Raw genomic sequence first — 16,687 nt, forward strand, 5'->3', positions numbered from 1 at the left:
GTTTTTTAGTTATGATACAAATTTAGGAACTATTCTACAAAAGAACTTTCAATTATTGCCAGAACAATATAACTATTTGCTACAAAATTCGTCCCGATATTCAACAGGAGATCTCCCCGTCTGTTTTCTAAAGCGGGCAGAGAAATAAGCAGGCGATTCAAAGTTCAGCAGATAAGCTATTTCCTTTATAGGAATAGTTGTAGTGGTTAATAATTCAATAGCTTTTTGTATTCTAAGATTCTGGAGATACTGCACCGGAGCACAATGCATTCGCTCTTTAAACAATTTACGGAAAAGAGAATATCCCATTCCCGCTTTTTCTGCTATCTCTTGCATAGAAATAGATTGGTCTATTAATTCCCGCATAAGTACACAAGCATAATCTATTTTAGAAGAAAAATCATCGGTTTCTACCCGACGATTCTTATCAATGCTACACATCAATGCTACCAAATAAGTTACCAGTCCACCAAGCACCTGTTGATATAAACTCAGCTCCTCATTGGCTATATTAATAGCTTTTCTAAACAAAAAAACAATCTCGTCATTGATGCCTACTCTAAAAACAGGACTTTTTCGCGAACAGTACTCATTCCTCATCCAATTATCAACTTCGGAACCGCAAAACCCAATCCAGTAATGGCTCCAACCCGTTTGATAATTTGGATAATACGTGTGCCATTCTCCTGGAAACAGCACAAATATCATCCCCCGTTTAATCGTAAATATCCCCCCACTCCCCGTTTCCAGTACTCCTTCCCCGTCTGTGACATATATTAACTGATATTCTTTCAAAACACGCCCTTTATCAGGATTAAAATAATAGCCGGCAGAATGATTATATGTAGGATAAGAAGTATTAGGTGGAATCTCTTCAAACCCCACAGAGGAAATATTCCTATCTAATCCCAAACTATTATTCACAAAATATTTAATAGAAGTTCGTTCCATAATATCCGATATTTATCCAACGAAATCTTTTGGTGATACTCCAAACTGCTTTTGAAAGCACTTAGAAAAATAGGACGGAGAATTAAATCCTACCGTATAGCAAATTTCATTAATCCGATTTTCTCCTTCTTTTAGCAATTGGGCAGCTTTTTTCAAGCGTTCCAAACGAAGATACTCATTCGGGCTTAAGTCCAAAACACCTTTTATCTTACGATAGAAGTTAGAACGGCTCATATTCATACCATCCGCCATATTTTCCATACAGAAATCCGGATTACTGAGATTCATCTGAATCACTTCATTCAATCTTTGTATAAACTCCTCATCAGCCTTAGTTAATGCCATTGTATCAGCTGCCACAAAAGGAGATTGCGTAAATGCCTGCCGCAGTTTTTCCCGGTTCTGAATTAAATTAGAAGCACAAGCGTGTAAATATTCTACAGAAAAAGGTTTTTCAATATAGGCATCCGCACCTAACTCCATACCTTCGATTTTTGACTGAATATTCGTTTTGGCTGTCAATAAAATCACTGGAATATGACTATAAGTCAAATCAGATTTTATCTTCTTACACAGTTCAAAACCATCCATAACTGGCATAACAACATCACTAATCACCAGACTTACATAATGCCCATCTAATATCTCTAATGCCTCAGAACCATTAGTAGCAGTCAAGACAGCATAGCTATCCGCCAATTGCCGAGCCACAAAAGCAAGCATATCAGGATTATCTTCTACAATCAACACTGTCGACCTATCTTCCCTATCTTCAGCTTGTTCTGTATGTACCTCTATTCCAGATTCGATTCCGGTAGTTACTTCAGAAGCTAATTTAATCGTCGTGTTTTGGGCTACCGGAAGTGTCAGATAAAAACAATTCACCTCTTCCCCTTCCAACATGGTCAAGCTTCCCTGGTGCAACTCTGCCAATGAGCGAGATAAAGCTAATCCAATACCAGTGCCAGTAGTAACTCTGCCGTCATCTTTTTCATTAAAGCGCACAAATGGCTTAAATATCTCTTCCTTCATTTCATCTGGAATAATCACCCCATCGTTTATTGTACGAAGATGGAATTCCTTCTTCTCTTCACTATCATCGATCTCCAAAAAGATATGCACGTAAGTTTCCGCATACTTTACTGCATTATTAAGCAGATTACTTACAATCTTAGTAAACGCTTCTCTATTAATATGTGCATAAAAATCCTGTGCAGGCACATTCAGTAGGAATTTCAAACCTTTCTGCTTAGCCAAGAAAGTAAAACGCCTGTGGGTTTCCTTTAGTACCTCTGTGATATTGCATTCAACAAAATTCAATCGAAACTCCTGACTTTCTGTCTTCCGGAAATCCAATAGCTGATTCGTCAGGTTTAACAAACGTTCCGTATTCTGTTTCATAATATCCAAATCTTCACGTGTCTCCTGATCAACTTCTTTCTTTAAAATAATATTTTCCAATGGTCCTTTTATCAAAGTCAAAGGAGTGCGTATTTCATGAGCTACATTCGTAAAAAAGTCAATTTTTGCATGGTATACTTCCCTTTCTTTCTCCTGTTCAAATTTCTCCATTTGCCGACGATGCTTTCTATTACTCCGCCGTTTAAAATAAAGGAATGTATAGACAGAGCAACCAACAATCAACAATGCATACACAACATACGCCCATATAGACAGATAGAAAGGAGGGAGAATATGCACTTCCAATGACAGTTCATCATCACTCCATACGCCATCACTATTGGAAACCTTCACTTGAAAGGTATAATCACCATATCGAAGATTGGAATAAGTAACAACAGGGCTTTCACTCACAGTCAACCAGTCTGTATCAAAACCTTCCAACTTATACATAATCCGACTTGTCTTAGGAGCCTGAAAATCCAGCGCTGCCACACGGAAAGAGAAAGAATTCTGATTGGACTGTAGAACAAGCTGGTCAGAGAAAGTTATACTCTTTTCCAGCGGGGAGCCCGGTTCACCCACATATACTTCCTTTCCAAACAGAAAGAAATCAGTAATTACAATAGAGGGGAGAAACTTGTTCTCCGAGAAGTTCTTGGGATTAAAAGCTATAAAGCCATCGATACTACCCAAATAAATCGTACCATCCTCGGCCTCAAAACTCGAACGATAATTAAACTGGTCACCCAACAAACCATTGGAGGTGGTATATACTTTCATGACTCCGGTTGCAGGTTGAAAGCAAACGAGACCATTATTGGTTGTCAGCCACAAAAAGCCATTTTTATCTTCCACAATCTGATAAACGACATCGTTCGGCAATCCGGCAGACAGATTGTAATTGCTAAATGTTTCCGTGTCCGGATGGAACCGGCAGAAGCCTCCCCCTTGAGTCGTCAGCCAGATTTGCCGGTGAGAGTCTTCAAAGATACTTAATACCTTATCGTATGGGAGACTTTTCGGATCATTTTCATCGTGCAAATAGTTCTTCCATTTCTGTTCGCTCACATTATAGCAATAAGCTCCATTGGCATAAGTAGCCAGCCACAGATTACCTCCGGAATCCTCTTTTATGTCATATACAAACCGGCCATTCAGTTCCGGTATCCGGTCGAAATCATCAGACTGCCTGTTATATCGCAGCAAGCCAAATAAAGTTCCCAGATAAATATCACCTGTCGTTGTCCGACAAATAGAGAAAACGCTATTATCTATCAATGAACGGGGAGAATCTGTTTTCTGATAGGTTTTCACGATAGCTCCCGTACGCGTATCTACTACTTTCACGCCTTTTGAGAAGGTTCCTACCCAAAGATGATCGTCCATTAAACACAGGCCATGCACATTTGTAAAAGCACTGCTGGGTGTAAAAAAGGAGAAAGTTTTGGTCTTGGGGTTGAAGCGGTTCAAACCACCGTCTTCCGTACCAATCCACAGAATACCCTGACTATCCTGGCAAAACTCACGTACTCGCTTCCCATGCAAACCATTATCGGTTCCTTTGGGGTAATATTTCTCGAAATACGTATAAAAACGAGGATAATAATTCACACCGCCAAAATAAGAACCAATCCAGATGCCACCCTCGCGATCCTTACACAATGAATAAATAGCATTGTCGGACAAAGAATAAGGGTCGTTGATCGAACTGCGCAAATGAACGTATTTGCCCATTCGAAGATTATAAATATAGAGTCCCGATTCTGCGCCAATCCATAATTCATTGTCAGAAGCGACCAGCAGTTCACGACAAAAAACAGACTCTCCATTTTCATCTTCAGAAAGTAAGTCATGCAGTTTGTTAGAGGTCAGGTTCAGTTCTTTCACTCCTCCCTTTAAAGAGCCTACATATAGACAATTATAGGCTCCTTTCGCAAGGCATATTACTACATTATTCGCATAAGTCTCCCGGTTGTCTACAGGCGAAACATAAGGATGAAGGGTTTGCAGACGGTCTTTCGAATAGAAAAGTCCATCGCCATAGCAGCCAATCCAGAGGGTTCCGCTATTATCGAAAACAAAAGACTGGACATTGGTGGAGATAAAAGAAAAGTTCTCCAATGTATGGTTTCGGAGCTTTCCTTCCTCCAAGTCATAACAAAATAGTCCCTGTGACTCTACCGCTACCCAGACACATCCTTTGTTGTCTCCGGAGATTGCAGTTACGGTATGTTCTATTTTCGTGTTTTCCGCACTCAATTCAGCAAAATGCCGGAAAGAATCTTTTTCCGGATTATAGATATAAAGTCCTACGTCCGTACCTACCCAGATATTTCCTTTCGCATCCTCATAAAGCGCTGTGATAAAGTTATTGCCAATGCTCCGCCGTGTACGGTCATCGTGTTTGAATTTGCGAAATGACAAACCGTCATATCTATTCAAACCATCTTTCGTGCCGAACCACATAAAGCCCTGCTTATCCTGCAAAATCGCATTGACCGTGTTTTGAGATAATCCGTTCTGTACACTAAGATTTTTGAAATAGTAATGTTCGTCCGCCATTTGTGCATGGCAGCCGATCTGATAGCCAATTAAACAGATTAAAAGTATTAGAACTTTCTTCATAAACATACGTGTTTTCTATCTTTCCGTTTGAGTTACCAAATGTAGGCAAAATCACAGCGGAAAGATAGTAAATATGTCTCAATGAATGAAAGAATAGTCCTATTTTTCTATTCTGATACGCGCGTCAACTGCTATAACGGCCTTTTGTGTTGCTAAAAGCGGATTTATATCCATTTCCTTGATCTCTGTAGCGAAGCGTAGCAAAATGGACAAACGGATAAATTCAGCAAATTTGTTTTCGTTGACTCCCTTTTGCCCACGTGTTCCCTGAATGATTTTATATGCACGCAGAGAATGAAGCATTGAATAAGCTTCTTCGTAAGAAAGCGGAGCCAAACCAGGTTAGATAAGTATCATTGGATATATACGAACAGTATGGTGGATATATATAACCAACACGATGTATATATATATATTCAGTACAGTGGATATATATATACACGACATTGTGCATATATACCCATCAAAGCCTTACGCTGTTCGCCGTCAGCAGCAAACAAAGCGGTAGACAATATTTCTCCTATTGACCCATTGGTTGTAACTACAGCTATCTGTTGAACGCCTTCCACCAATTTCCCATTTCGAGGAGAAACAATATGCCGTCGTTCGGGAGAATCATTACCGGAAGTTGTAAGACATTCATTATGAAGAAGTATATTATTAATTTTCCATCCCGATCCTACCGGATGATTACCCAAAGCAAGGATAGAACTGTTTCCCATGTTTATCAATGCATTTTCTATCATGGATTCATTTAATATGCCTTTGATTGTTTCTAAGGCATATCCTTTGAGAAAACCGGATAAGTTGATAGAAACTCCCGGTTGCGAGAAATGGATGCTATGCTCTTCCGCTGACAAATGGACTGAATGTATAGTTGTCTGAGTATAATTTTCTGAATGGACTGTAATGTCAAAATATCCTAAGGTCTTGCTGTTATATTCCAGACATAAATCAATCATTGAATAAAGTTCTTCGCTAAGAACGATCGGAGAAATAGAGGCCGTCCGGTTGACAAAAGACAATTCGCTGTCCGGATCATAAAAGTTCGCTATCTTTTCCAGCCGATACAATGCATCATAAATACGATTAACCACAAGTAGTAATTCTCTTTCCGGTTTCTGGCTATACAGTATAATATCCACCCGTGTATGCATGGAAAGAAACCAGGCATAAAGCAGTCCATTACCTTCATGAGGTGGTTTATACAAATGTTGAATAGCGGTCTGCATTGTATAGTAGGACAAATATTAATCAAGGAATAAATAAACAGGAAAAATGTGTCAAAAATAAAACGAAACATTCACAATCATACAATTCAAGCACGGACTACACGGATTTCACGGTTTTTAGAAATATCGTTGCATAAAGTAACAACGTAATCCGTGTAATTCCGTGTAATCCGTGCCTGAATAAAAATCATAAAGGAGTTTTGACACACCCCACGTAATAACTAGAATACACCTTATTTCAGTTCTTTAATCTTCACGTTCTTGAACCACACTTCATCTCCGTGATCCTGAAGGAGTATATTACCTTCCTCCGGATTTCCGAAATTAGGCCAGTTTTTATATTTACTGTATGCTACCAATGCATTCCACATATCATTGTTACGATCATATTCAATCAATTTAACTCCGTTCAACCAATGTTCTACATGGTTACCTTTTACGATAATGGTAGCAGTATTAAACTCTTTCTTGTTGAAAGGTTTATTCTTAGGAGCCGGAATCAAATCATACAACGAACCTAGCTTTCTGTTACCTTTCACACCCAGTTTTGCATCAGGATGTTTGTCATCATCAAGAATCTGGAATTCACAACCGATAGCAGAGCCTGCACCTTTATTCATATCCGGGTTTACGAAATATTTAATTCCGCTATTGGCACCTTCGGTAATCTTAAAATCTACTTTCAGAATAAAGTTCTTGTATTTACGGGTAGTCACAATATCACCGCCATTAGCAGATTCAGCGCCACCACTCTTCATTACTTTCAGAATTCCATCTTCTATCTTCCAGCCTTTTGCAGGGAAAGTAGAAAGCTTAGCTCCTCTCCATCCATCAGTAGTCTTACCATCCCATAATAGAGTCCATCCTTCTTTTGCTTCATTCGGAGAAATCGTGTTGGCAATCAGATTCACTTCCGGTGCAGCTTGCGCTTCCGGTGTCTGATAGCGTTCTACGTCCGTCGTACAAATGCGGATATCTTTCCAACTAACTGTTTTACCTTCATCTGCCGCATTTCCAATGGCATGCACCTGCAAAGCAATGAAGCCCACAGGAGTCATATCATCCCAGATATTAGCACAAGGCACTCCGTTTATCCAGGTACGGATTGAGTTACCTACAGCCTCAATACGAGCTTTATTCCATGCATTATTCTTAAAAGCGGTTTTTGCCGACGGATTCAGCGTCAAAGGATAAAGCCAGTTTCTACGTGCCTCATCATAGATACCACCTGACCAAGCGCGTTTGGAAGGATCGATCTCAAACTGATAACCGTGTACACGACCTTTCTTATAATCTTTCTTGCTTTCACTACGAAGCTGTACTCCGGAATTTAAACCATCATCTACCTTGAAGTCAAACTCAAGGATAAAGTCACCATAATTCTTTGTCGTTGCCAAAAAAGTATTGGGTGTTCCCATTTTAGATACACCGACAATAGCACCATCTACAATTTTATACTCGGCTTTGCCATTCAATTTCTTCCATCCTTTCAGGTTTTTCCCATTGAAAAGAGGTTCCCAATTCTGTGCACTTAAAGAAGCGGCACAGAATAAAAGTAAAGTTAATACGATATTCTTCTTCATAATCATTTATTAGCCTTTCCCACTCCCTTATATTCGAAGAAGGAATGGAAAAGGCTATTTTCTATTTATAATTTATAAAATTCATCCCAACCTTTACGCGGTGGAAGTCCCGCCAGCATTGCATTAGCAAATTCATTATTTGTAATCTGCTTCGTACGAGGATCAAAGAACAACTGTGTATTAAGTCGTTGAGCCATCACACCCAGTGAGAATACCTGACTCAACACTCCATTGATTTCGAACGGTGAGCGTGTCTTTTCAATACCGTTACATGCCAACAAGAAGTTCTCGAAGTGATTGGAAGGACTTTTAGGAACCTTCGGCAACTTGTCTGCCATCTCTTTTGCTTTCTCCTCCGGAATTATAGACAAAGTGCTTCCATGACTACCACCCTTGAAGATCAAATCCTTAGTATAAATGATCTTTCCTGGATTCAACTTAGACTTCGGAGTATCTCCCTGATTAGTTACCGGGATGTTCGGATCTAGTCCCGAAACTCCATAACCGGCAGGAATAGGAGGAAGATTATCCAAACCATCATACCAGGTAATATCTACCGGTGGCATTCCTTTACGTTGCGGGAAACGGAAGAGAATCGTGGAAGAATACGGGAAGAAGTAATCATTATGCCCTTTTGCATATTGCATAGTGACTTCGTATGGCAATCCCAGTTCCAGGAATTCGTGAGCCGTGTCGAGGATATGTGCTCCCCAGTCGCCCAATGCTCCCATACCAAAATCATACCAACAACGCCATTGTCCCAAATGATAATCTTTATTATACTCGTGATAAGGAGTAACTCCGAGCCAAGTGTCCCAATCCAGATCTTTCGGCAGTTGCTGACCGGAAGGAAGTTTATAAATATTAGTGTCCCATTTATGCCAACGACGTGGGTTATTCATGTGGGCAGTGATAGCAGTAACGTCTTTGATAATTCCCGCATCCATCCAGGCTTTAAACTGGAAATAGTTTGCTTCAGAATGTCCCTGATTTCCTACTTGAGTAACCAAGTTCGGACGTTTAAGCGCAGCTTGCATCAACAGTTCCGCTTCATAGAAGGTACGTGCCAGCGGTTTCTCTACATATACGTGCTTTCCGGATGCCAAAGCCAGCATACTGATCGGGAAATGCGAATGGTCGGGAGTAGCAATTGCTACAGCATCAAATTCGTTACCGGCCTTATCAAACATTTGGCGAAAATCCCTAAACTGCTTTGCTTTCGGATATTTAGCCATTATCTTTTGTGTATGTTTGGCACCCATATCTACATCACATAAAGCCACCACTTCCACCATACCTGTCCGTGCAAAGTCTTCAATAATCTGCTCTCCACGGTTACCAATGCCGATATAAGCAATCTTCACTTTGTCACCTCTTCCTTTTTTAGGTGAAGCAGTTTGCGCATGTAATAAATCACCGGTTCCCAATGCCAATCCGGCTGAAGCCATCGACATCGTTTTCAAAAAATCCCTTCGTGTTACCATAAATTATTTATTTTCATTGATATTGATTAAGTTCTTTATTTTTAAATATGCAGAATAACTATCAACTCCTGTTCTTCTTTTTAAATAGTGCTTGCATTCCATAAAACAAGAGACGCAAAATCCCCCAGAAAGCATAAAGCACAAAAGTAAATATAATTATATAAAAAATAGACGTTATCATCTCCGTAAATGGTGCATGATAAGCAATAATTGCATAAAGATGTAGCAAATTAGATACTACGAAACAAACGAGTAAAGTGATTAACTCTATTTTCTTACGTCGTGCGGTTACAATCGTGTCTTTCATATTGCTTCGGGTGTTTTTACAGATTGATGGTTCAGATAGTCTATTTTATACTCATCAGGGAAATAGAGTGTCCGTTCTTCTTCCAATGCCTGATGTCCCAACAAACAGAGCATACTTGCATAATACCCTTCTTCTGCGATGTTTTTAGGTTGTTTTTGTGTTATGACGGCCTCAACAAAAGCTTCCAACAACAATGATGTACCATCGCTCTTGGGACGTCCTCCGATAATGAATTCTCCTTTGTTTTCGTTTGCTGTTTCCGGCGCCCAGCTTGTTCCGGCAAAAGGCAGAGAGTCAAACACTTTGTTTTCCCAGTCATTCACCATTTGCAGGAAGGCCGGTGCAGGAGCTACACTTTCAAAGTAATATTTTCCCTTTTCCGGTTCTACCGTTCCGAGATTACCCATGATCTGTTCTTCCAGTCCATAGAATTTATTGGAAATAACAGAGTCAAATGTCATCTTTACCCCATCATCAAACACATATACACAGCTCACATTGTCATACACATCTCTGCCGTCTTTCCAATAAGTGATGGCACCGTGTCCCATCACCTTTTCGGGTATCTTACACAAAGCCCAGCTTCCGATCTGAAGTTGATGGCAAGCGAGTTCCGTCATCAGTCCTTTTGAGAACTCTTTGTAAAGACGCCAATTTATCAGGCGTTCCAAATTGGGTGAAGGTACCGAACGTCTCCAATCCCCATTCCGATTCCAGAAAGTACGGATGGCATTTATTTCACCAAAGGTACCTGCATGAATCATCTCCATTGCTTTAATGTAACGAGGATCGAACAGACGCTGTTGTCCTGTGAAGAAAATTTTTCCCGTGCTACGATGCTTCTGATACATACGGTAACACTCTTCCATCGTGAAACCTATTGACTTTTCACAGAACACATGCTTTCCTGCGTCGAAAGCATCCAATACGATCTTACAATGCGAGCTAAGAGGGGTAGCTACGAGTATAGCATCTATCGACTTATCTTCCAACACTTCCCGGTAGTCACCATACACTTTGGCATTAGGTGCAAGTTTCAATGCGTTCTCAATAGACGGTTTATAAATGTCGCACAATGCTACAATATCGACTTTGGGGTTCTTAGCCAAAAATCCCATTAAAAACCGTCCCCGGGAACCAGGCCCGATAATTGCCAGACGACACTTCTCGTTTGAGGTGTTCATCACCTCCGAAAAAGCAGAAAGCCAAGGGCTTGCTGCAAGAAGAGTGCCAGCCCCGGCTATGCCTAAATTCTTTAGAAAATCCCGCCTGCTAATAGGGGTATGTTTCATGCTTGTGGTATTTAAGATTATAATTGGTTTATTTAAAAATCAGTTATTAAATACAGGTGCTTTTTGTGTTTCATAAGAAGGAGATCCTCCTCACACCGACATTACATAATACAACACATATTTACCGTCCATATAATTTTAATGTCGGGTGCCCAAATTCCATCTTTAGGCTCAAACCAAGGACGAGTCTTATCGGGAATGCCGTGTTGCAATACATCCATTCTACCAAATCTTTCGACTTCATTATCGGAACATTTCTGGTAAATTCGGTAACATACACATAAAAACACCCATCCGCAGCCTTACTCACCGTAGAGTCGGGCCTAGCAATATCTACAATCAGATTCTTATAACTCACTGCAGACTTTATCTGTACTTTCCCCTCCGTGAAAAACAGGCATCTATCATGAATACGAAGACGAACAAATTTACATACTTTTTCATCAAATCATTCTTTTAAGAGATTCTTTTTACCTAATCTTTATACTTCTAAATCAATATTAACTTACAAAATCCATTGGCAATACTCCAAATTGTTTTGGAAACACTTGGCAAAATAAGATGGAGAAAGTTTGGATCTTGGAATAATATTTCTCGAAATATATATAAAAACGAAATATGTCTCAATGAATGAAAGAATAGTCCTATTTTTCTATTCTGATACGCGCGTCAACTGCTACAACGGCCTTTTGTGTTGCTAAGAGCGGATTTATATCCATTTCTTTGATCTCTGTAGCGAAACGTAGCAAAGTGGATAAACGGACAATAATCTCAGCAAATTTATCTTCGTTGACTCCCTTTTGCCCACGTGTTCCCTGAATGATTTTATAAGCACGCAAAGAATGAATCATTGAATAAGCTTCTTCGTAAGAAAGCGGAGCCAAACCGGAAGATACATCTTTCAGCACCTCCACAAAAATACCTCCCAAACCACAAAGTACCACGTGACCGAACTTCTCTTCATATTTTGCGCCAACAAACAGTTCCGTACCTTTCAGCATCGGCTGTACCATAATTGCTCTTGCATCAGGTATCTGCATCATGCGATCAAATTCCAGTGCCAGATGTTGCTCACTTTTAATGTTCAGAACAACACCGCCGACATCTGATTTGTGCACAGGACCAACCACTTTGGCAACCACCGGAAATCCGCACCGACGGGCAAAAGCTACTATCTCCTCTTTATTATCGGAAACAAATTCATCTACCAACGGAATACCGGCAGCATGCAACAATGCCTGTACATAATTGGGAGCGATATAACCATCCTCCGGAATAGAATCAATAATACGACGAATCCTCGGAACGTCCACTCCGAACAGTTCTATTTCAGGAACTGCCGGTTTAGGAGCATTGACGATACGTGAAAGGGCAGTACCCAAGGTCACTTCGTCTGCAAAATTCACATGCCCTTTTGCCAGGAAGGCGGAAACCTCTGCTCCGGCTGTATTAATGGAAGGAAGAATGGGAAAAATCGGTTTCTTGCAAGTCTGCATCTTTTCGTGAAGCACATCATACATTTCAAACATAGTAACCAATCCCGGAGTTCCGAAGATGGCCATCATGGCGTCTATATTGTCAAGCTTTTCCTCGCAGTAGTCAATGCAAAGGCGCAGATGTTCCGGTGTTCCGGTAGCCAGAATATCAATAGGATTTCCGACGGCAGCACCGGGGAATAGTTGGGCTTTTAGTTCCTCGGCTACTTCTCCCTCCAGCTTAGGCACATTCAGTCCGCCTTTACTCAACGCATCTGTCAGCATCACTCCCGGCCCTCCGGCATGGGTGATAATGGCAAAATTCTTTCCTTTCAATTCGGGTAAAGTAAACACGCAACCCACAGTAGTCAATTCTTCACGAGAGAAGCAACGCACAATGCCTGCTTTACGGAACAAAGCCTCTACTGCCGAATCGGAACTGGCGATTGCTCCTGTATGGGAAGATGCCGCCCGGCTTCCGCTCTCCGAACTTCCGGCTTTGATTGCCGCAATCTTGCACCCTTTTCTAATCAAAGACGAAGCATGGAATAACAACCTGTCCGGATTCTGAATACTTTCAATATAGAGTAGTTTCAGATGAGAATCTTTTTCGGGATCGAAGTTCTCATCCATAAATTGCAATACATCTTCTACACCGATCTGCTTGGCGTTTCCCACCGACCAGACTGAATTGAACTGCAAACCTTTTGTTACGGCACTTTCGAGAATAAATACCGCCGTAGCACCGGAGCTGGAAATCAAGTCCACCCCTTTGGGGTTTAAGTTAGGAATCGGCTGGCTGAATACACTATGATGCCATGTATTCATCAATCCAATGCAATTAGGACCAATCAGTGAAGCGCCGTATTTATTAACTGTTTCCAAAATACGTTCTTCCAACAGCGCCCCTTCGTGGGTTTCTTCACCAAAACCAGCCGAGAGTATGATAAATGCCCTGGTTTGTTTCTTGCTAGCCAATGTTTCCACCATATCAGGACACATCGAGGCAGGCACAGCCAACACCGCCAGATCTGTGTCCGGCAGATCATTCACGTCCGCAAAGGCGGGAACTCCCTGCACTTCCTTTTCCTTCGGATTCACTGCCCGAAGTTCTCCCTGGTAACCTCCGTTTATCAAATTCTTTAATATTGCGCCACCCGGCTTATGCACATTATTCGATGCCCCTACTACGACAATGCTTTCAGGACGAAGCAACTGGGTTGTTATCATATCATGCTTTGGTTTTCGTTTAACTTAGGTACAAATATATTCTTTCTTACGAGAAAAAAGAAAGAAAAAGGGGAGAAATATAGATGGAAATAGATGATAAAAGAGGAAATGAGCAAGAAATTATATAGATTATACTGACTTATTGAAATGCAAAGCTATAATCTTACCATGTAATTCTTATCATTAGAACAGAATATTACTTTATGCAGAAAAAATGGACATAAAACTCATACAGAATCAAAAATATACAAGATGAGTCCGGAGTATATTGGAAAACTTGAAGGATAAGCAAGTTGCATAATCCATATTCACACAAAACAGACTTTAAATCATTCGATTCAACATCAAAAAGGCAAAATTCCTAATTTCAGGAGCAGATTATTGCAAATATAAGTTCAAATAGAAACAACTCACATGTTACCTATTCGACAGCAACCAGCACAAAACAAGTATTCTAAATACCCTTTTGTCCTTTCGTTTAAAAGCAAGGAAGCACTTCTCACTGACCAATAAACCGTTTCTTTAAAAGGAACGAAGTCTTCCTTTAAAAGCAATAATTCATGATTCTATCAACAATCATGAATATTCACTCATTTATATTCAAGAAAGATGACTTATTCCGCATATTCATACAATATTTTATACGTCACTTCTTTTATTAGAATACAATTTAGATACTCCTAATCTGTTTCAATCTTAAAAATAGAACATAATAGAAAATATAAAAATACCCCGATACAAATTGGCTATTTTCTAGCCAACTTATATCAGGGTAAAACACTTTCTTTTTACCTGTTTTTTTATTACGAAACGTTCCTGTTTCATTCTGTGACCACTTTTCAATGAAATAATCTGTGTTAATCCGTGTAATCTGTGGTGAAAAGTCATTATCTTTGCACATTGCAAAGTTGAAAACAACAAAAATCACACTATATAATGGAAAAGAAATTCAAAAGAACCACCGTCACATCGGCACTGCCGTATGCGAACGGTCCTGTCCATATCGGTCATTTGGCTGGTGTATACGTACCGGCAGATATTTATGTGCGTTATCTGCGTCTGAAAAAAGAAGATGTATTATTCATCGGAGGTTCGGACGAACACGGGGTACCTATCACGATTCGTGCCAAGAAAGAAGGAATTATTCCGCAGGATGTAGTAGACCGTTATCATTCGCTGATAAAAAAATCATTCGAAGAATTCGGTATCTCATTCGACGTGTATAGCCGCACCACTTCGCCGACGCATCACCAATTGGCTTCGGATTTCTTCAAAACATTGTACGATAAAGGCGAATTCATCGAAAAAACGTCTGAACAATATTACGACGAGGAAGCAAAAACATTCCTTGCCGACCGTTATATCACCGGAGAATGTCCCCACTGTCATTCAGAAGGCGCTTACGGCGACCAATGCGAAAAGTGCGGAACCTCACTTTCTCCTACGGATCTTATCAACCCGAAAAGCGCCATCAGCGGCAGCAAACCGGTAATGAAAGAAACCAAACACTGGTATCTTCCTCTCGACAAGCACGAAGGATGGCTGCGCAAATGGATTCTGGAAGATCACAAAGAATGGCGTCCCAATGTATACGGCCAATGCAAAAGCTGGCTCGACATGGGACTGCAACCACGTGCCGTGAGCCGTGACCTCGACTGGGGTATCCCTGTTCCCGTAGAAGGAGCAGAAGGAAAAGTGCTTTATGTATGGTTTGACGCACCTATCGGCTACATATCCAACACCAAAGAACTTCTCCCCGACAGCTGGGAAACATGGTGGAAAGATCCTGAAACCCGCCTGATCCATTTCATCGGGAAAGACAACATCGTGTTCCACTGCATCGTATTCCCCGCCATGCTGAAAGCAGAAGGCAGCTATATCCTGCCGGACAACGTGCCGAGCAACGAATTCCTCAATCTCGAAGGAGACAAAATCTCCACTTCCCGCAACTGGGCTGTATGGTTGCACGAATACCTGGCGGACTTCCCCGGCAAACAGGACGTACTCCGCTACGTACTGACCGCCAACGCACCGGAAACGAAAGACAACGACTTCACCTGGAAAGACTTCCAGGCACGCAATAATAACGAACTGGTAGCCGTATACGGTAACTTCGTGAACCGTGCAATGGTATTGACTCAAAAATACTTCGACGGGCGCGTACCTGCACAAGGTGAACTGACCGACTACGACAAGGAAACGCTGAAAGAATTTGCAGACGTAAAAGCAGAAGTGGAAAAACTGCTCGACGTATTCAAATTCCGCGACGCACAGAAAGAAGCCATGAACTTGGCACGTATCGGCAACAAATACCTGGCCGACACTGAACCGTGGAAACTGGCAAAAACAGATATGGAGCGTGTAGGTACCATCCTCAACATCTCCCTGCAACTGGTTGCCAACCTTGCCATCGCCTTCGACCCGTTCCTGCCATTCAGCTCGGAGACACTCCGCAAAATGCTGAACATGGATACTTTCGAATGGTCTGAACTGGGACGTGACGACCTTCTCCCTGTAGGGCACCAGTTGAACAAGCCGGAATTATTGTTCGAAAAGATTGAAGACGCTACTATCGAAGCACAGGTACAAAAATTGCTCGATACAAAAAAGGCAAACGAAGAAGCCAATTACAAGGCTAATCCAATCCGTCCGAACATCGAATTCGACGATTTCACGAAACTGGATATCCGTGTAGGTACCATTCTTGAATGTCAGAAAGTGCCGAAAGCTGATAAACTGCTGCAATTCAAGATTGACGACGGACTGGAAACACGTACCATCGTATCGGGTATTGCCAAACATTATCAACCGGAAGAACTGGTAGGCAAACAGGTTTGCTTCATCGCCAACCTTGCTCCGCGCAAACTGAAAGGCATCGTCAGCGAAGGCATGATTCTAAGTGCCGAAAACAACGACGGCAGTCTGGCAGTTATTATGCCGGGACGTGAGGTGAAGCCGGGCAGCGAAGTAAAATAAAGATTTCCAATTGCGCCTACAGTATAGGCGCAATTGGAAATAACTAATTAGCTTTTCGCCAACAATTTTACAAAACATATCCAATAGTGAACGCAGTGCGTTCACTATTGATTACACCTACCTAACAT

The 16,687-nt window shown here is 41.1% G+C and carries 9 protein-coding genes and 1 pseudogene; 1 reads left to right on the top strand and 9 read right to left on the bottom strand.

Annotated elements, in window-relative coordinates:
• Nucleotides 1–72: 72 nt before the first annotated feature.
• The 9 genes and pseudogenes from HMPREF9009_RS02460 to HMPREF9009_RS02500 form a co-directional block, all read right to left on the bottom strand.
• Nucleotides 73–951 (bottom strand): AraC family transcriptional regulator, encoded by an 879-nt coding sequence (locus HMPREF9009_RS02460; RefSeq protein ID WP_049701364.1) that lies wholly within the window; start codon nucleotides 949–951, stop codon nucleotides 73–75.
• Between the two features lie 12 nt (nucleotides 952–963).
• Nucleotides 964–4,980 (bottom strand): hybrid sensor histidine kinase/response regulator transcription factor, encoded by a 4,017-nt coding sequence (locus tag HMPREF9009_RS02465; protein ID WP_049701365.1) that lies wholly within the window; start codon nucleotides 4,978–4,980, stop codon nucleotides 964–966.
• 99 nt (nucleotides 4,981–5,079) lie between these two features.
• Nucleotides 5,080–5,319: pseudogene (locus HMPREF9009_RS02470) on the bottom strand (acetate--CoA ligase family protein); the annotation flags it as partial.
• A gap of 77 nt (nucleotides 5,320–5,396) precedes the next feature.
• The gene (locus HMPREF9009_RS02475) at nucleotides 5,397–6,212 is read right to left on the bottom strand and encodes an FAD:protein FMN transferase (protein WP_049701367.1); all 816 of its coding nucleotides are present in this window, start codon (nucleotides 6,210–6,212) and stop codon (nucleotides 5,397–5,399) included.
• A gap of 233 nt (nucleotides 6,213–6,445) precedes the next feature.
• Entirely contained in the window at nucleotides 6,446–7,795 is a 1,350-nt protein-coding gene (locus HMPREF9009_RS02480; protein WP_049702216.1) for a 3-keto-disaccharide hydrolase, read from the bottom strand.
• A gap of 65 nt (nucleotides 7,796–7,860) precedes the next feature.
• On the bottom strand, nucleotides 7,861–9,279 hold the full coding sequence (locus tag HMPREF9009_RS02485) for a Gfo/Idh/MocA family oxidoreductase (RefSeq protein WP_004323915.1): 1,419 nt from the start codon (nucleotides 9,277–9,279) through the stop codon (nucleotides 7,861–7,863).
• Nucleotides 9,280–9,340: 61 nt separating this feature from the next.
• A complete protein-coding gene (locus tag HMPREF9009_RS26100; protein WP_049701368.1) occupies nucleotides 9,341–9,586 on the bottom strand; it encodes a hypothetical protein in 246 nt (81 codons plus the stop codon).
• Nucleotides 9,583–10,878, bottom strand: coding sequence for a Gfo/Idh/MocA family oxidoreductase (locus HMPREF9009_RS02495; RefSeq protein ID WP_049701369.1), 1,296 nt, complete (start codon nucleotides 10,876–10,878; stop codon nucleotides 9,583–9,585). Before HMPREF9009_RS02495 ends, HMPREF9009_RS26100 begins: the two co-directional genes overlap by 4 nt.
• Before the next feature lie 644 nt (nucleotides 10,879–11,522).
• Entirely contained in the window at nucleotides 11,523–13,583 is a 2,061-nt protein-coding gene (locus HMPREF9009_RS02500; protein ID WP_049701370.1) for an acetate--CoA ligase family protein, read from the bottom strand.
• A gap of 936 nt (nucleotides 13,584–14,519) precedes the next feature.
• On the opposite strand from HMPREF9009_RS02500, the gene metG reads away from it, so the two are divergent.
• Complete coding sequence (gene metG / locus HMPREF9009_RS02505; protein ID WP_049701371.1) at nucleotides 14,520–16,559, top strand: methionine--tRNA ligase; 2,040 nt, start codon at nucleotides 14,520–14,522, stop codon at nucleotides 16,557–16,559.
• The last annotated feature ends 128 nt before the right edge of the window (nucleotides 16,560–16,687 follow it).

This window comes from Bacteroides sp. 3_1_13 (assembly GCF_001185845.1).
Classification (GTDB): Bacteria; Bacteroidota; Bacteroidia; order Bacteroidales; family Bacteroidaceae; genus Bacteroides; species Bacteroides xylanisolvens.